Source organism: Hoylesella oralis ATCC 33269 (assembly GCF_000185145.2).
Taxonomy (GTDB): Bacteria; Bacteroidota; Bacteroidia; order Bacteroidales; family Bacteroidaceae; genus Prevotella; species Prevotella phocaeensis.
On sequence record NZ_GL833116.1, the window covers coordinates 52,737 to 71,030 of the forward strand.

Here is an 18,294-nt window from a genome sequence, read left to right on the forward strand (position 1 = left end):
TTCTCTCCCTACAGGGGGGAGTTAGAGAGTGACTGCTTCACCTATTCCTATAATATTTCTTGCATACGCACATCGTTTTCGTCGGTCGGAATGCAGGATAATTTTTGGAAATCGAAGCATACACCTATTTTATATATATAGGGCAGCGGCCGTAGAAAGCGGTCGTAATAGCCCCGCCCGCGCCCCAGACGGTTGCCGTTTGTATCGAATGCCATACCCGGTATAACTGCAACGTCGATTTCCTCATAGGCTGTAAACGGTTCACCTGTGGGCTCCATAATACTGAGACTGCCTTTCTGCAGGTCTTTTTCACCGTAATATTCGCGTAAAATCATGGTTTCTTCGCCTGTTACCACGGGCAGTAGTATGCGTTTACCCATACTTGCAAGGCGGTCGATGGTATCGTGTGTATCCGGTTCATCGGGCAGCGAATAGTACATGAGTACAGTTTTGGCCGCCGCTATTCGCGGGTGTTCCGTCAGTCTCTGCATAATACGAAGCGACAGTTCGCGCAATCTTTCGGGCGTGAACTGCCGCTTCCGTAGGCGTATTTCGCTTCTTATCTCGCTTTTAAGCATGGGCTGTCAGATGTGGAAAGGCATGCAAAGGGCGGTACTCGTAGGGTATATTGGGCGCAACGGCTACCTTTTGCGTTCGTTTCGGCACTGTCTTGGGAGCGGGTTTCTGCGGAAAAGCCGCCTTGTTTTTAAATACTTCCAGTGCTGTACCTATCACCGGATCATCCATATTGATATATCTGTTCCACGCTTCTTCATCGAGCATGTTGTAAATAATACGACTGTTGATAAATCGTTCCAACAGTTTATGCGAACGTTGTATCATCAAATTCCGGCGTTTAAGGCCATGCTTGTCGGCATATACGGCAAACTTGTCTACCATATTTTGCTTAATCAGATAGTCTGCCATTGCGGTCATCTCTTTGAAAGTATTCAGTTTAAGACGGTTGTCGTCGGTATATGTGAATGCAAACTGCAGGATGAGTCCGCTCATGCTTGCCTGTTTATAATAGGAAGTTACGTCGACTGTATCCTCCGGAACAAAGATGTCGGGGGTAATTCCGCCACCTCCGTAAACCGTACGCCCTATACTTGTGTGATATGCGGGACCGGTGTGTTTAATAGAGTCTTGCGAGAAAAACTCGCCATGTTTATAGCGTGTGAGCAGATCTTGGGCATAATTGGCGTCATCTCCCAACGTATAAGGCTTCTGAATGCACCTTCCTGACGGTGTATAATAGCGTGCAATGGTCAGACGGATCATACTGCCGTCGGGGAAACCTATTTGCTGTTGCACCAGTCCTTTGCCGAAAGAGCGGCGCCCGATGATAGTGGCACGGTCGTTATCCTGCATGGCTCCCGCAAATATCTCCGATGCTGAAGCCGATCCTTCGTTGATTAAAACCACGAGAGGTATCCTTTGATAGCTGCCATGACCATTGCTCTTGTAGTCTTGGCGGGGCGATTTGCGACCTTGGGTGTACACTATAAGTTTGTTGTTGGGTAGGAATTCGTTCGCTATCTGTACGGCCGATTGCAGGTAACCGCCCGTATTGTCGCGCAAATCGATGATGAGATTTGAGAAATTCCTTTGGGATAACTTGGCTAAAGCTATAAGCAGTTCGGGATAGGTGGTTTCTCCGAAGCTCTTGATGCGTATATAGCCCGTGCTGTCATCGAGCATGTATGCGGCTCCGATGCTCTTTAAAGGAATGTCGCCTCGCGTAACTGTGAACTCTTTCACTTTCTTCTGTCCGTAACGCAGCACCCCTATACGGACCTTAGTATCCTTAGGTCCCTTCAATCTATGCATGGCCTCTTCGTTCGTAACGGCCTTTCCGACGAATTTCTTGCCATCTACAGTAACGATCTTATCGCCGGCTAAGAGCCCTGCACGTTCTGCCGGACCGTTCTTGATTACGTTTTGAACATGGATAGTGTCCTGACGTATCGTAAATTCAATGCCTACTCCAGAGAACGATCCTTTAAGATCATCGTTGGCAGCCTGCACGTCTTTGGCGTTTATATACACCGAATGGGGATCGAGTTCGGCAAGAATTTGCGGGATAGCTTTCTCTACCAGCAAGTCTACATCTACCTTATCAACGTATTGATCGTCGATGATATGCAACAAATCGTTAAGTCTTTTGCTGCCTGAATTAATGATATTCAGCCGATTTCCGGAGGAATGGTTCGCATAGAAAGAACCTATGATGATGCCGATAACCACGCAGAGCGCCATCAGCAGCGGCATGTATCGGTTTTTATTCTGATTCATATTCGTCGGGGTTTAAATATATAACTTCGATGTTTGCTCTCCTAAGCAGGTTGATACCGTCTTCTAAGCGGTAACGTTCGCCGTAGACAACGCGCTTAATGCCTGCTTGTATGATGAGTTTAGCGCATTCTATGCAGGGCGAAGCGGTTACATAAAGCGTGGAACCGTCGCTGTTGTTAGAGCTGCGTGCCAGTTTTGTAATAGCATTAGCTTCTGCATGGAGCACGTAGGGCTTGGTGATACTGTTTTCATCTTCACAGACATTCTCAAATCCACTGGGCGTTCCGTTGTAACCATCGCTAATTATCATCTTGTTTTTTACTACAAGTGCGCCCACTTGGCGGCGTTTGCAATAGCTGTTTTCTGCCCACACGCGAGCCATACGCAGGTAGCGTAGGTCTAATTTCTGCTGCTTCTCGTCTGCCGATGTCATATTTCTATTTTGGTTTTACCGATGCCATCGCGTTCGAGCAGCGCCTGTATAGTGGGCTCCTGACCGCGAAATCGCTTGTATAGAATCATTGGGTGTTCGGTTCCTCCGCGCGATAGAATGTTGTCGCGAAAGCTTTGTGCCGTCTTTTGATCGAATATCCCGTTGCGTTTGAATACACCGAAAGTATCGGCATCCAGCACTTCTGCCCACTTGTAACTGTAGTATCCGGCCGCATAACCACCTGCCATAATGTGGCTGAATTGCGTTGTCATACAGGTATCCGGCAGTTGTGGCGTTACCATAGCCCGCTTCCATGCCTGCTTTTCAAAGGGGATAATATCGTCGGTAAATGCTTCTGTCTTCGTGTAATAGGCCATGTCGAGCAGACAGAAAGCCACCTGCCGCATACAGCCGTAGGCTGCGTTGAAGTTACGGCTGCGGATAATGCGCTCTATCAGGTCGTCGGGAATGACTTCGCCCGTTCGGTAATGAAAGGCAAACGTACGCAGGAACTCTTTTTCAACGGCAAAGTTCTCCATGAATTGCGAGGGTAATTCAACGAAATCCCACCAAACATTCGTGCCTGAAAGGCTCTCGAAACGGGTGTTGGCGAATATTCCGTGCAGGGAATGCCCGAACTCATGCAGGAATGTTTCTACCTCTCCGAGCGTCAGCAGGGCTGGTTTGTCGGCGGTAGGTTTGGTAAAATTCATTACCAGACTGGCATGCGGACGCACGTTGTTGCCCTTATGATCGATCCATTGTCCTTGGAATTCCGTCATCCAAGCGCCCCCCTGTTTGCCTTTACGGGGGTGGAAATCGGTATACAAAACGGCAAGATAAGAGCCGTCTTTATCGAAAACATCGTAGGCTTTCACGTCTTTATGATACACCGGAATATCTTTGTTCTCCTCGAAGGTGATGCCGTAAAGACGCGTAGCCAGACCGAATACACCTCGGATAACGTTGGAAAGTTCGAAGTAGGGGCGCAGCATTTCAGCGTCGATATTATATTTCTCCATCTGCAGCTTATGGCTGTAATAGCCGAAGTCCCACGGCATAAGCTCGAAATCGCTTCCTTCCATCTGCTTTGCCATAGCCTCTATCTCGGCCACTTCTTTCTGTGCTGCGGGTTTATAGGCATCGATCAATTCGTCTAAAAGCTTATATACGTTGCCTACATTGCTTGCCATGCGGTGCTTGAGCACATAGTCGGCGTAGGTATCATAGCCGAGTAACTGCGCTATTTCGCGACGCAGGTTGATCAGACGCTTGCAAATGTCGAGATTGTTTTCCGTATTATCGTGCGTACATTCCGTGTTTCGCGCCATATACATGCGTTTACGCAGGTCGCGTTGGGTAGAATAAGTCATGAAAGGCGAGAAACTTGGAAAGTCGAGAGTGAATATCCACCCCTCCGATCCTTTCTCTTTAGCAGCCAAAGCCGCCGCTTCTCGTGCCGTTTCAGGCAGTCCGTCAAGCTGTTTCTCATCGGTTATATGCAGTTCGAAAGCCTTGTTTTCTTTCAATAGGTTTTGCGAGAATTGCAGCGAGAGCATGGCTGCTTCTTCGGTAAGTTGCCTGAGTTGCTTCTTTCCGGCTTCATTCAACAGCGCTCCGCTACGCACAAAACCGTCGTAACATTTATCGAGCAGCATTTGTTCTTCGGACGAAAGTTTGCGGTCGGGGTGCTGGTAAACGTGCTTTACCCGTGCAAACATGCGTTCGTTAAGCATTACATCGTTGGCATGTTTGGTAAGTATCGGACTCATTTTCTGTGCCAATTCGTCGAGTTCATCGTTGGTCTCGGCCGATAACATGCACGAAAAAACGTTCGAAACCCTATCGAGCAGGTCATAATAATGTTCTCCCTTCGAGGTGTCTACATGTATGATAGTGTTGTCGAAAGTCGGTTCATCGGGGTTGTTCGTTATCTTTTCTATCTCTTCATCGTCGCGTTGTATGCCTTCCATGAATGCTTTTTCGTAGTCGGATGTCCGAATACGATCGAAAGGCACCGTGTTGTGCGGCGTTTCATAGGGCAGGAAGAAGGGATTTTGGTGTTCTGTGTTCTCTATATTCTTTTCATTCATACTAATCGTACCATCTATTTTACTTGCAAAAATAGTAAAAATATCAGAGACACATTATTATAAATAGCATTTTTAACGAATATTACAAGACGAGTGGGGACCTCCCCCGTCCCCTCCAAAGGAGGGGTGTAGGGTTGATGGATTAAGGAGGAGGGAGGAGTGATTAATGGGTGTATTGTAGGGATTTGGCTTATCTAAGGCCTGTTGTGCCATTCCGTTTTTATGATACATGTATAAAATGATGTGCGAGTTAAGTTCCCGCAGTTCAACCGAAGCAACTACCTGCGGAGCATAGAAATGCCATCTAAGTCTGTTAGAAACACCATCTGAAGCAGACAGACACACCCTCTAACGGCAATACACATAACATATTATTAACCAACAGGTTATAAATTAAGCGCGAACACCACACCTCTCCCTTTAATAAGGGTAAATTGTGAGGGGCTGAAACATGATACCCTGAAGCAATCCATCCCCTCTCTGTCTCTCTTTTCCAAGGAGAGAAGTATGTTTAAACTGCGCCCTCACTCCAAACAAAAAGGCAAGAAAACTCCTACGTATAGTGTGTTTACCCCTCTTCCGCGAGGCACCCCCCTCCTTTGGAGGGGCCGGGGGAGGTCGCAATATCCCATCCCTATCCGCTTTCCGCGAGGCACCCCCCTCCTTCGGAGGGGCCGGGGGAGGTCCCCACATCCCCCATTTATCCGCTTTCCGCAAGGCACCCCCCTCCTTCGGAGGGGCCGGGGGAGGTTAAAATTCCCTACATAATCAATCGTTCCATTGCAGGAATAACGATATGATTTCGGCTGAGTATGAGCAGTCCTTCGGCCTGCATCTCGTTCAAGGCACGCGAAACATCGAGCCTACTGTCGTTCACTTCGGCCCCTAACTGTGTCATCTTGATCTTGAAGTCCTTGCTTCCGGCAGGGTATAGACAGTGGTCTATGAAGAAACGAACGATACGTTCGCGCAGGCTATGAGGCTGCCTTATCCACGGTCGATGCTGGAAACGCTGGCTCTGGGTAGACAGAATGTTAAGCAGATTGGTACGGAATATGTCGTAAGAAGACGACATGCTAACCACATATTCCTTTCTCAGAAAGAGCGTACCGCACCGTGTGAGAGCCTGATAAGTACGCGTATAACGCTGCGTAAGACCGAAGATACGTTCGGGTTGCAGTACGTTCGGCGCTTTTAGTTGTTCTTTTAATGAGTATTGTCTGTCGTCCGACCATGCCGTAGTTTCTACCACTCCGTCGAGCAGGAATACCATATTGCTGCACGGGGTGTCTTCTTTAACGATAACATCTTGCTCTTTAAACGCCTTAAACTCAAAAGGTATTTGTTCTACAATCTGCGACAAATCGTTATGGCTCAGCCCTTGAAAGAGCGGAAGCGTAAGCAATTTGTCGTATAAATGCAGCATGGGCATGGGCAATGCGTTGTTTATAGGGTTATCGGATGGGGGATGAAGCGGCCGCGCGCAGGGTGTTATTCGGCCACGAACTTGCCGTCCATCGAGGGCGAATGCCATACCGAAGTCTTTCCTTCGGCATCGGCGTAGATGAAGTAGGCCATCAGTTCGGGATGTTTCTGCAACACCTGTTTGGCTTTCTCTATACCCATTACCATGAAAGCCGTGGCGTATGCGTCGGCTGTAGCGCAATTTGGCGCCAATACAGTGGCCGAGAGCAAGCTGTGTTGTACCGGTCTGCCCGTCTTAGGATCTATGGTGTGGGCATATTTCTTACCGCCCTTGTAGTAGAAGTTGCGGTAGTTGCCGCTCGTAGCCATGGCTTTATCCGTAACGTTTAGCACCGTCTGCAGCTCTTGGTCGATGCGGGTAGAGTCGTCTGTGGGCTTGGTTACCCCTATTCTCCACGGCAAACGTTTCTCGCTGATGCCGCTTGTGACCACTTCTCCGCCTATTTCAATCATGAAATTCTTTATGTCTTTGCTGCGTAGATAGCGTGCCACAACGTCGCAACCATAACCTTTGGCAATGGCAGAGCAGTCGAGCATGATGCGCCGGTCTTGCTTCTTCACCCGATTGGCTGCCAAACTAACCTTTTTGTATCCCACTATGGCGCGTAGACTGTCTATGGTTTGTGGCGACGGATGCATATTGTTTTTGAAGCCGAAGCCCCATAGATTGACCATAGGTGCCACGGTTATATCGAATGCACCGCCGGTTTCCGCCGATATTTGTTGTGCCTGTTCGAACACTTCCCTAAACATATCGTCTACAGCCACATCCTTATTCATGTTTACCTGCGATATAATCGAGCCTTTGTTGAAAGTTGAAAGCGAGGCATCCACCTTGTTCAACTGCGCTACAATCTCGTTTTGCAGGTTTTGGTCGCTCTGGTAAGTGATGTTATACACCGTTCCGAAGATAAATCCACTGTCGTGCTGATAGGGCATGGACTGCTGTTGACGGATGATGTATACCGTGCCTGCGATCAGTGCAAGCAAGAAAGGCACCTGCCAGAACAGTCTTTTACGTTTCTTGTTATCTGTCATATTTCGAGGATTACATTGAATGTAGCACCGAACTTTGCACCGCCTGCGCGCCCGAAACCGGGCACATACCACGGTTCACCTATCTCTCCGGCGGTATGAAACAGGCGTCGTTTGTATCTTACACTCCACCCCAAGCGGAACGCCCCCCATATTTTAGCGTCGATGCCTGCCACGCCTTCCAGCCAATGATAGCTGCCTTTCACGCCTTGAGCGCCGAAGTTATGCACTCCACCCCACACCGGATCGATGATACCCGGGTGCTCTATGTCGTATTTAAATGATGTGAAAGCGTAACGAAAGCCCAAATACAGCCGATAGTCGTCGTGCTTGTTTCTCATCATGTTGAAGTCTAAGCCTGCTTTTCCGTATGGAGCGGTGGCTTTGTAGGTAAGTCTGGTGGTCACGTCGTCGGCATTCGCCCGCCCTAAACCGAGCTCGACGACGGGAAAATACTTATCTTTGATGTTCACGCGCAGTGCAGCTTCCAGTTGTCCGTAGCCGCTCAAGACGAGTTGCCCCAAGCCTACGAGGTCGGCAGACACCGCCACTCCCCGAAACGTAGCTATGGTGTCGGTCTTTTCCGGTACAATTCTTTTGGGCTGTTGTGCACTGCCTGTCAGTGCCGAAAGCATCATGCAACTACTCGCCAGCAGCCTTAAAGTAAACATGGAAATGCGCTTTGGTGTAATCATAATCTACGTTTGCTTTTTTTACAACGATGGAGTCGAGGACATGGTACGTGCATTCCACGCCGTTGATTTTATGGAATACCGCCGGATTGCAGTCTATCGACTCGAAATGGGGGTGGTCTTCCTTGGCGATACGCACGGTGTCTATCGTGGTTGCTCCGCCCACGCGCTTCACTTCAAAGTAGAATGTGTCGCGGGCGGCAGCATGACTCATGGGCAGCGAAAAGCTGTCTACCGCCGTTGCACGGTTCAGTATCACCGTGTCGTTGCCGTCGTTACGTGTGGTAGAGATGGTGAGCGTGTCGCTTAGCGTGGTAATATTGCCGGCTAATTTATAATATGTAGCCACGGCACTATTCAATGGACAGTCGATAGACGAGCATGCCGTTAGCATTACAATAGCCATGCATGGCAGGATTATTCTTCGCATCGGATCGTTTTTTCTATTTGATAATCGTTACGGGTGGGGTTTGAACGGCTGATAAGATCGCCAAGGAAGCCCGCTAAAAAGAGTTGTGTGCCGATTAGCATAGTGGTCAGGGCGATGTAGAACCACGGACTGTCGGTGATGAGGCGTTGGGGTATGCCGTTGGCAAGGGCATAGAACTTGTCGGCACCGATGAAGATAACGGCGATAAGGCCGATGAAGAACATGAACGAACCCAACAGTCCGAACACGTGCATGGGCTTTTTGCCGAAGTTACTGAGGAACCATAGCGTTATCAGGTCTAAGTAACCGTTGAAGAAGCGGTTCAGTCCGAACTTCGAAGATCCGTACTTTCGCGCCTGATGATGCACCACCTTTTCGCCGATTTTGCTAAATCCGGCGTTCTTAGCTATATAAGGTATGTAGCGATGCATTTCGCCATAAACCTCGATATTCTTCACTACATCGCGACGATATGCCTTGAGTCCGCAGTTAAAGTCGTGCAGGTTTCGTATTCCGCTTATCCGTCTTGCGGTGGCATTGAATAGTTTTGTCGGCAATGTTTTGCTTATCGGATCGTAACGTTTCTGCTTATATCCCGACACAAGATCGTATCCGTCTTCGGTAATCATTCGGTAGAGTTCCGGTATTTCGTCGGGTGAGTCCTGTAAATCGGCATCCATAGTGATGACGACATCGCCCTGTGCCTCTTTGAAACCGCAGTATAACGCGGGACTTTTGCCGTAGTTACGGCGGAATTTAATGCCCTTTACGTGTTCCGACTGTGCGCTCAACTGCTCGATAACCTGCCATGAAGCATCGGTAGAACCATCGTTTACGAATATTACTTCGTAAGAGAAGCGGTTTGCCTGCATCACGCGTTCGATCCACGCATAGAGTTCGGGCAGCGATTCTGCCTCGTTGAATAGGGGTACGACGATTGTAATATCCATCTGTATAGTTTGCTTGTTATTTGTTTTCTTTATCTATGGGGTGCCCGTTCCTATGCTCCGGCAGCTTCATGGTGGGGGCCTTCTTCGCACCGAAGACGGCTATGAACAGCGAAAGCGGTATGGCTACCATGATATTTTGCATCATAAAGAGGAATGCTTTCTCTATTGCACTCAAATCGGCGAGTATGCCTACCGACTCTATCAGCTGCTTGCTGTCTATCCCCATGGCCCGATAAGCGGCGGCGTTAACGCTTACTACCTGATTTAGGAGTGCCGTAAACTTGCCGTGATCGAGGAACTGAAAGTATAAACCCTGTGCCACTGCGAAGATTAGAGAGCTGTATAAAAAGGTATAGAAGCAGTAGCCGAACGCGCGGCGGTAAGAGATTATGCCGCTCAAAGCGTAGTTACGAAACTTGAACAGCCGCCATCCGACGAAGAAAGGCGTGGCAAGTACGACCAGTTCATTGAGAAACGGAACCGGTACAAGTACCATCGAGACGAAACCTACAAGCCATAAAAGGCTGAGCAGGGCACCGTCTTGCTGCGCAAAAGCCTTGAGCTGTATTAACGAAGCGATATTTATCATACTGATGCAAAAGTAGTCAATTTATTGCATATTGTATGTGTTCGGGTTGTAATTTTTCGATTTTTTACCTATAGGTGTACCACCTGTCGCGGGCAGATATGCCGTTTAAGCGGCTTACATTGCCTGTCTGAGGCAATCAGACAGGCAATGTAAGAAAGGCGTTTGGCACGTATTCATAATCAATAGATTGCATAATCCCCCTCTAACTCCCCTCTGTAGGGGGAAATCGGATGGGAGTTGTCTTTCCTTTTTAAGTGGAGAAGCGCATTCTCTCCTTATCCTTTCCGGTAAAAGAAATAAAGAACGTGGAAGAAAGGCAAGCAATGAGTAATCGATAGCGGTGCCGTACGGACAGAATAGAACCCCCAAAAGATGTTAAAAGAGATGGAAAAACGCTCTTGTTGTTGCGCCATTCGGTATAAATTGATTACCTTTGCATCCGTTTTAATGTATATGGGTAAGTCTCATACGGTCAGCTCCCATCGAATCCTCCAGGACGGGAACGTAGCAAAGGTAGTTGGTTGTAGCGGCGCGATATGAATAGCTTACCCGCCTTGCCTCTTTAGCTCAGTTGGCCAGAGCACGTGATTTGTAATCTCGGGGTCGTTGGTTCGAATCCGACAAGAGGCTCGAATATTCAAGAGATGCATGCTTTGCGTGGCATCTCTTTTTTACTTTTTTATATCTTTTTATGCCAATCACTAATTATGATTAGATAGAAGTAGGTAGCACACATGGTAGCTGTAGAACTGGTGTGTGTTGTGTAAAGCGTTGATTGGTAGGTTGTTGTGTGTATTCGTATGCTTTTCCTTGCACCCTTTCCGCTTAGAAAAAATACCCCTTTTTTAGTATTGTACGGCCGATGGAAAGAACTTAATTTTGCAATCGATAAGCTAATTAATTCAAATTTAACAATTTAATTTTAAACGATGAAAACCAAACTATTTTTGGCATTATGCCTTGTTATGATTATTGTTTCGGCATGTAGCAACAATAATGACGAACCTGCAAACCGAGTAGATCCTAAAGATGTAAAAGCCAAGAGTGCCTCGTTTCCGGCTTCAGCATACGATTCATGGGTTTTTGTAAATCTTGAAAACGGTGATACTGCTATAAGAAAAGATGTGAACGAATGGGAATATCACCAGCTAATTGTAGAAAACGGAAAGTATAAAAGGAATGCAGACGGCTCGCTTGCCTACGAGGTAACAAAGACGGTCAAGGCAGGTACGCCTAACGAACCCAAGACTTGGCACTTGGCTTTCCATGTTTATGACGTGCGAACCAATGGGGGCGAGGCGATGATAACTAAGGAGACGATGCTCGATAAGGTTAAATTAACCGATCTTACAAGCGGAACCTATGAGGCTGACAAGGATATCTTTATTGTTGTAGATATGGCTGGTATGCAGAAAAATCTGATGGGATATTCCAAAGGACAGGCCAATTTGGTTCTGGGTAAATGGCTTACCAGCGTGGGTATGCCGCCCAAACGTACGTTGAGCGATAAGGTTTTTGTGGTGAAATTCAAGGATGGTAGCTATGCTCTTCTTAAGTTCAACGACTATTTGGATGATACCGGAAAGCAGAAAATGATTAAGTTCGATTACAAATTAATAAAGAAAAACGCGTAATAGAAGTAAGGGTATTTTGTGGTTGACGGTCGGGTAGATGGCGGCAGGTAATATTCAAGTGCTGTTTTTTGTGTTGTTCCGTTTTTGCCGGCATGCCTGTCTGTCTGTCCGGCAACCGCAAAACAATCCTTATGTTTCATTGATCTTTAATGAATAATGAGGAATAAGAACATGAATAAATTTCTATATCTCCTCTTTTTGCAGCTTGCTGTAGCGTGGGTTAACGTAAGGGGTGCCGGTCCTGTCTCGCCTCCCAAGTACACCGTTAAAGGCGTGGTAGTTTCGGTAGACGGCGGTCCGCTTGCGGGAGCCACTATCTCTGTCGAAGGTACAAATATCAATACCGGAACGAATGCCAAAGGTGAATTTGCGATAGATTTCCAAAAAGACCGGGTATATAGCCTTCGGGTGAGCTTTGTTGGGTATGTTACGCGTCGTATAACGGTTCCCTCGAGCGGACATCCGCCCTTTATAATAAGGTTAATCCCTGCAGAAACCAATCTTAACGAGGTTGTTGTCACGGGTACACGTAGCGAACGTCCGCTGAAGGATGTACCTGTAATCACGCGAGTTATCTCTCGAGAAGAGATAGATAACGTAAATCCCGCCGATATAACTACCCTCTTGGAGTACACCTTGCCCGGTGTACAGTTCTATTATAACACGATGAGCCAAGTTCCGGAGATAACCTATCAGGGTATGGATAGCAAGGCAGTACTCTTCTTGCTCGATGGAGAGCGGATAAGTGGTGAGGGTGGCGCCAGTAACATAGACTACAGCCGGTTCAATATAGATGATATAGAGCGGATAGAAGTCGTTCGAGGGGCGGCATCCACACTGTATGACAGCCGTGCAATTGGAGGTGTCATCAATATAATTACCAAGAAGAGCGTTCGTCCGGTAAATGTACGCCTGCATGCCCGCTATGCCGGGCATAACGGAGAGCAATATACCGCCTCTACAGGTACCAACTTGAAGCGCTTCTCATCACTTACATCGTTCACGTTTCGCAAAAGAGACACCTATCTTGTAAGCGATGACAAGGGTAAAGTGACCGAAACGCTTAATCCCGACGGCACTGTAACCAAAACAGAGGCCAAGCCTACGGCGGCTTATATCTACGGCTATCGCATCATGGACTTATCGCAAAAGCTGTCGTACAACTTTACCGACCGGCTCAGTGCTTATGTCAGAGCTTCTTACTATGCCAATACGCGTGCCACATATCTCAATGCCAGATTTCATCAGAGATACGAAGACCTCGTGTTGAGCGGCCGTTTAAAGTGGCAATTTGTCGATAATCAGAGCTTGGAACTTTCGTATATCCGCGATATTTATATAAAGAATAATGTATATGACCGTGTGGATTTGAAAGAAAAGGTTTATCGCAATATCAACAACACCGTGCGTATGTATTATACAGGAACCTTTGGCAAGCATACTATCAGCGGCGGTGTAGACTTTTTGCGCGAAGACCTGAAGCATCATTTCATGAAAGATACCGCCAACGTACACATGAACCAATTCTCTCTCTGCCTGCAAGAAGACTGGCATATTGCCGATAATATCGATGTTGTTCTTGGTTTGCGTGGCGACAAGGGGTTACATTATAAGTTCCATCTCACGCCGAAGATCTCGGCTTTATACCGTCCTTGGAAGCGCATTACCCTGCGTGCAGGTTATTCGCAGGGATACCGTATTCCTAATCTGAAAGAACTCTATCAGGAGTACAACATGGGAGGAACGGGCATTATGATGTATGGCAACAAAGATTTGAAGCCCGAAGAAGGCAGTCAGTTATCGGCTTCGGTAGAGTACGACCATAAAGGTTTGAACCTCGCAGTGTCTGTCTATCACAATCGTTACAAGAATAAAATCACCTATGAATATATAGAACCCGGCAAATCATGGAACATGCGTTATGCCAATTCGTTCAATGTAAAGACGACAGGTGTAGAACTTACGGCCAATTACATGCTGCCTTGCGGGCTTCGTTTCTCCGGAGCCTACGCTTACATCAACGACTTTGACAAGAAAGACGGTTATAATATGTCGTGGATTCGGCCGCATAGCGCACGTTTCAGCACGCTCTACAAACACCGTTTCGGCAAGACAACGGAGACAGTTGCCTTAAACAGCCAATGGGTATCGCGCATCACGCGCTATTCTTACGACAGTAAAACCAAGGCGTACACCCGTTCCGTGTACGATGCCCGCACGCTCTGTTCGGTCAATTTGCGGTCGGAACTGCCGCGAGGCATTACACTCGGGCTGATGATAGACAACATCTTCAACTATAAGGACAAGGCTGCAGACTCGGCAGTACAGTTGCCTCAGAACGGTATAACGTATGTAGCAACGCTCGGAATCAATATTTCAGACATGTTTAAACTCTAATCCATGGCAAGATGAAGAAGAAAATAATAATCGGTGTAGCGGCACTTATGCTGCTTGCCTTGTGCATATACGCGTGGCAGAAGTGGTTCTGTGCCACACGTATTGCCTTTGTAAACTACCAAACCATTACGCTTGGCAGGATTGCCAAGGCAAACGACAACCCGTTTATTAAGATCGACGACGTGGAGGCAGACGATTTAAGCAGCCTCGACGGTTATGATGCCGTGTGTATAGAGGCCATGGGACTGCGCTTGACGGAGGAACAGCGCGAACAGATAGAGCGGGCACGAAAGAAAGGAGTACCTATTGTCAGTACTATGATTACCAATCCCGACAACGATTTTACCTCTATGGACTCGATAGTTGCCGATACGTTGAGGAAATACATAGCGAACGGCGGTCAAGAAAACTACAGGAGTATGCTGAGTTATGTACGTAAATACATTGATGGCAAGCTGATTTACGCTCCTAAACCCCATGTATTGGTGGAACAGAAGTACGGTCTGTTATACACATACGATAGGTCTGATGCCGATAGAGAGCCTATTCAATTCCATTCGGTGGCCGAATACCGTAAATATCTGCACCGTAATGGTTTGCTAAAAGTCCATGCACCGGCAATAATCATTACGGGTTCCATCGGCGAACCTAAAGAGTTGATCGCCCGTCTCGAAGATACGGGCAACACGGTATATCCCGTCAACTCCATCAGAGAGTTCATAGAGGGGCATCATGCCGACAGCATACCCGTGGCGGCCGTTATCAATATGGCTCACGGGCGCATGGGAGATAACATGGTAAACTATCTGAAAACGAGGAATATACCCCTCTTCGCACCCCTGAATGTGAACCGTTTGGTAAAGGAATGGGAAGCTGATAAGATGGGTATGAGCGGCGGTTTCCTCTCGCAAAGCGTGGTTACGCCGGAGATAGACGGGGCGCTTCGGTCGTTTGCCCTCTTCGGTCATTACGAGGGGAACGACGGTTTACGGTACGTGGCAGCGATACCTGAGCGTCTTGAAGATTTCGTAAAGACGGTAAACAACTATATAAATCTTAGGCATAAACCCAACAAAGAAAAGCGCGTGGCCATATATTATTACAAAGGACCCGGGCAGAATGCCATGACTGCAGGCGGCATGGAAGTGGGCCCTTCGCTATATAATCTGCTGCTAAAGCTACGCAACGAGGGCTATAACGTGGCCGGATTACCCGCTTCTTCGGCGCAACTCGAGCGCATGATACAGCATCAAGGAGCGGTATTCGGGCAGTATGCCGAAGGTGCATTGGGCGAATTTATGAAGAATGGGCACCCTGAACTTATCGCAAAGAGGCAGTACGAGGCATGGGTAAAGGCCTCTCTCCGTCCAGAGAAGTATGCCGAAGTGGTGAAAGCCTATGGCAATTTCCCGGGTAAATATATGAGTACGCCCGACGGGAAGCTCGGTATAGCACGCTTACGTTTCGGAAATGTGGTGCTTCTTCCGCAGAATGCGGCCGGCAAGGGCGATAATGCGTTTAAGGTAGTTCACGGCACCGACGCCGCTCCTCCCCACACCTATATTGCTTCTTACCTATGGACGAGATACGGATTTAAGGCAGATGTGCTGATACATTTCGGCACTCATGGCAGCTTAGAGTTTACGCCTAAGAAGCAAGTTGCATTGAGTAATCTCGACTGGCCCGACCGTCTGGTAGGCACAACTCCGCACTTTTATCTTTATACAATAGGCAATGTGGGCGAAGGTTTGATAGCTAAACGGCGTTCGTATGCCGGACTTCAGACGTATCTAACGGCTCCCTTCATGGAGAGTAACCTACGTGGAACGTATCATGACCTTGCAGAGAAGATTAAAATATATAACGATAAAGTGGCACACCATAGGGCCGGAATAGAGAAAGCCTCGCTGGATGTGAAGGCTATAGCCGTGAAGTTGGGCATACATCGCGAGCTCGGACTCGACTCGGTTATGGCAAAACCCTACAATGAAGACGATATCTTGCGCATCGACAACTATGCTGAAGAGATTGCAACCGCCAAGATTAACGGTCAACTTTATACCTTGGGCGTGCCTTATGAGCCTGCCCGAATAGTGAGCAGCGTATATGCTATGTGCACCGATCCCATAGCCTATTCGGTTTATGCCATAGACAAAGCGCAGGGACGTGCCGATGCCAGCGTGGCAAAACGTAAGGTGTTGTTTACACAGCGTTATCTTAATCCGGCAAAAGCCTTGGTGGCTAAGTTGCTTGCCAATCCTGCCTATGCCACCGATGCCGTAGTTTGCGCTACGGCGAACATTACGCCTGCTCAGCTTGCAAAGGCACGTGAAGTGTATCAGACGCTCACCGCACCCAAGGATATGATGGCTATGATGATGGTCGGAGGCGGTAGGAATAAAGCGAATATGATGAAGGGAATGCCGAAGATGAGAGGTCCTATGCCTGCTATGCGGGGCAAAATGCCGAAACAGCAGGCCGGTATGCCGCCGGCAAAAGGCCTTAAAGGCATGGGAGGAATGCCGGGTATGGCAGCTAAGGAGCCCGCTTATGCCAAGCACGATAAGGATTTTGCCTTCGCAGTAGCGGAACTCGAGCGTACCATCCGTAACGTTTCGACCTATAAGAAGAACCTCTTGGCAAGTCCGCAGCTCGAACTCAGCAGTATCGTCAATGCTATGAACGGTGGCTACACCATGCCTTCGCCGGGCGGAGATCCCATTGCTAACCCCAATACAATTCCAACTGGCCGCAATATGTATGGCATCAATGCCGAATCTACGCCCAGTGAATCGGCATGGGAGAAGGGGAAAGACTTGGCCGAAAATACCATACAGATGTATCGCAGGCGCCATAACGACAGCATACCCCGTAAGGTCAGCTACACTTTATGGAGCGGAGAATTCATCGAGACCGAGGGGGCAACCATCGCGCAAGTGCTCTATATGCTTGGCGTGGAGCCTGTGAGAGACAGCTTCGGGCGCGTTACAGACCTGAAACTCATACCTTCTAACGAACTCGGACGCCCCAGAATAGACATCGTGGTGCAGACTTCAGGGCAATTACGCGACCTTGCCGCTTCGCGTTTGTTCCTCATCAATCGGGCCGTGGAGATGGCTGCATCGGCCAAAAACGATAGGTATAAGAACGAAGTAGCCGAGGGATTGAAGGAAACGGAGCGTGCTCTGACGGAGAAAGGCGTGTCGCCTAAGGAAGCCAGAGAGCTTGCCTCGCGCCGCGTTTTCGGCGGTATGAACGGCAATTACGGTACGGGTATCCAAGCTATGGTGATGAGCAGCGACCGATGGGAACGCCGTTCAGAGGTGGCAGATGTCTATCTGAACAACATGGGAGCATTCTATGGCGACACTAAAAATTGGGAACAATTCAAACAGTATGCCTTCGAAGCGGCGCTCACTCGTACCGATGTGGTTGTTCAACCGCGTCAAAGTAATACATGGGGGGCACTAAGTCTCGACCATGTTTATGAGTTTATGGGCGGTATGAACCTCGCTGTGCGCAAGGTAACGGGCAAGGAACCCGATGCATACCTAAGCGATTACCGCAACAGGCAGAACGTACGTATGCAAGAGGTGAAAGAGGCGATCGGCGTAGAGAGCCGTACCACCATTTTCAATCCTACCTATATCAAGGAACAGATGAAGGGCGGAGCCTCGTCGGCAAGCGGCTTTGCCGCCATCGTGCAGAACACTTTCGGGTGGGAAGTTATGAAACCGTCGGCGATAGACGATGAGATGTGGAACGAAATCTATAATGTCTATGTGAAAGACAAGTATGATCTGGGCGTGAAAGATTTCTTTGTAAGGCAAAATCCTGCGGCAATCGAGGAGATTACAGCGGTAATGTTGGAGGCCGCACGTAAGGGTATGTGGAAGGCAGATGGCCGGCAAATCGGTACTCTTGCGCAGATGCACGTGGATTTAGTGAATAAATATAAGCCTTCGTGTTCGGGGTTTGTGTGCGATAATGCCAAGTTACGCCGCTTCATTACCGACCATAATGCCGACAAAGAAGCTGCGAAAAAGTATGAAAGAAATATCGGAGAAATACGCAATACAGGCATAAATGCACAAAAAGGCATGAAGATGAAGAAAGAAACACTCACCGAACAACCGTCGTCGGTGAAGCATGTACTGAACAATGTGGCAGTGGGTGTGGTTGCTGTTCTGCTCATCATCTTGCTTTTGTGGATAGTAAGACGCAACCGAAAGATGCGTAACATGGAGTAAATGCCTGCTGA

The 18,294-nt window shown here is 48.1% G+C and carries 13 protein-coding genes and 1 tRNA gene; 4 read left to right on the forward strand and 10 right to left on the reverse strand.

Annotation, left to right across the window (positions count from 1 at the left end; all coding sequences use genetic code 11):
* Window positions 1-47: 47 nt before the first annotated feature.
* From HMPREF0663_RS00230 to HMPREF0663_RS00280, 10 genes are all read right to left on the reverse strand, one after another.
* Window positions 48-578, reverse strand: coding sequence for a 5-formyltetrahydrofolate cyclo-ligase (locus HMPREF0663_RS00230; protein WP_004367984.1), 531 nt, complete (start codon window positions 576-578; stop codon window positions 48-50).
* Complete coding sequence (locus tag HMPREF0663_RS00235; RefSeq protein ID WP_004367986.1) at window positions 571-2,295, reverse strand: S41 family peptidase; 1,725 nt, start codon at window positions 2,293-2,295, stop codon at window positions 571-573. Before HMPREF0663_RS00235 ends, HMPREF0663_RS00230 begins: the two co-directional genes overlap by 8 nt.
* Window positions 2,282-2,728, reverse strand: a complete 447-nt coding sequence (locus HMPREF0663_RS00240; RefSeq protein ID WP_004367988.1) for a dCMP deaminase family protein — start codon at window positions 2,726-2,728, stop codon at window positions 2,282-2,284. Before HMPREF0663_RS00240 ends, HMPREF0663_RS00235 begins: the two co-directional genes overlap by 14 nt.
* The gene (locus tag HMPREF0663_RS00245) at window positions 2,725-4,821 is read right to left on the reverse strand and encodes a M3 family metallopeptidase (protein ID WP_004367989.1); all 2,097 of its coding nucleotides are present in this window, start codon (window positions 4,819-4,821) and stop codon (window positions 2,725-2,727) included. The genes HMPREF0663_RS00240 and HMPREF0663_RS00245 overlap by 4 nt, the downstream gene beginning before the upstream one ends.
* Window positions 4,822-5,581: 760 nt before the next feature.
* Entirely contained in the window at window positions 5,582-6,355 is a 774-nt protein-coding gene (locus HMPREF0663_RS00255; RefSeq protein ID WP_309545627.1) for a Crp/Fnr family transcriptional regulator, read from the reverse strand.
* Window positions 6,313-7,344 carry an FAD:protein FMN transferase gene (locus HMPREF0663_RS00260; protein WP_004367992.1) on the reverse strand — a complete coding sequence of 344 codons (1,032 nt, stop codon included), beginning with the start codon at window positions 7,342-7,344 and terminating at the stop codon, window positions 6,313-6,315. The genes HMPREF0663_RS00255 and HMPREF0663_RS00260 overlap by 43 nt, the downstream gene beginning before the upstream one ends.
* Complete coding sequence (locus HMPREF0663_RS00265; protein ID WP_023984955.1) at window positions 7,341-8,036, reverse strand: DUF6048 family protein; 696 nt, start codon at window positions 8,034-8,036, stop codon at window positions 7,341-7,343. The genes HMPREF0663_RS00260 and HMPREF0663_RS00265 overlap by 4 nt, the downstream gene beginning before the upstream one ends.
* Window positions 7,984-8,439, reverse strand: coding sequence for a DUF6452 family protein (locus HMPREF0663_RS00270; RefSeq protein ID WP_004367994.1), 456 nt, complete (start codon window positions 8,437-8,439; stop codon window positions 7,984-7,986). The genes HMPREF0663_RS00265 and HMPREF0663_RS00270 overlap by 53 nt, the downstream gene beginning before the upstream one ends.
* A gap of 11 nt (window positions 8,440-8,450) precedes the next feature.
* Window positions 8,451-9,413, reverse strand: coding sequence for a glycosyltransferase family 2 protein (locus HMPREF0663_RS00275; protein ID WP_004367995.1), 963 nt, complete (start codon window positions 9,411-9,413; stop codon window positions 8,451-8,453).
* Between the two features lie 16 nt (window positions 9,414-9,429).
* Window positions 9,430-10,002: a DUF4199 domain-containing protein gene (locus HMPREF0663_RS00280; RefSeq protein ID WP_004367996.1), complete on the reverse strand. Its 573-nt coding sequence runs from the start codon at window positions 10,000-10,002 to the stop codon at window positions 9,430-9,432.
* Between the two features lie 556 nt (window positions 10,003-10,558).
* Here HMPREF0663_RS00280 and HMPREF0663_RS00285 point away from each other — a divergent pair.
* The 4 genes from HMPREF0663_RS00285 (at window position 10,559) to HMPREF0663_RS00300 (ending at window position 18,283) form a co-directional block, all read left to right on the forward strand.
* A tRNA-Thr gene (locus HMPREF0663_RS00285) sits at window positions 10,559-10,632 on the forward strand.
* Between the two features lie 299 nt (window positions 10,633-10,931).
* A complete protein-coding gene (locus HMPREF0663_RS00290; protein ID WP_004367998.1) occupies window positions 10,932-11,636 on the forward strand; it encodes an HmuY family protein in 705 nt (234 codons plus the stop codon).
* A gap of 171 nt (window positions 11,637-11,807) precedes the next feature.
* Window positions 11,808-14,033, forward strand: a complete 2,226-nt coding sequence (locus tag HMPREF0663_RS00295) for a TonB-dependent receptor (protein ID WP_016665604.1) — start codon at window positions 11,808-11,810, stop codon at window positions 14,031-14,033.
* Between the two features lie 11 nt (window positions 14,034-14,044).
* On the forward strand, window positions 14,045-18,283 hold the full coding sequence (locus HMPREF0663_RS00300) for a cobaltochelatase subunit CobN (RefSeq protein ID WP_004368001.1): 4,239 nt from the start codon (window positions 14,045-14,047) through the stop codon (window positions 18,281-18,283).
* Window positions 18,284-18,294: the final 11 nt, after the last annotated feature.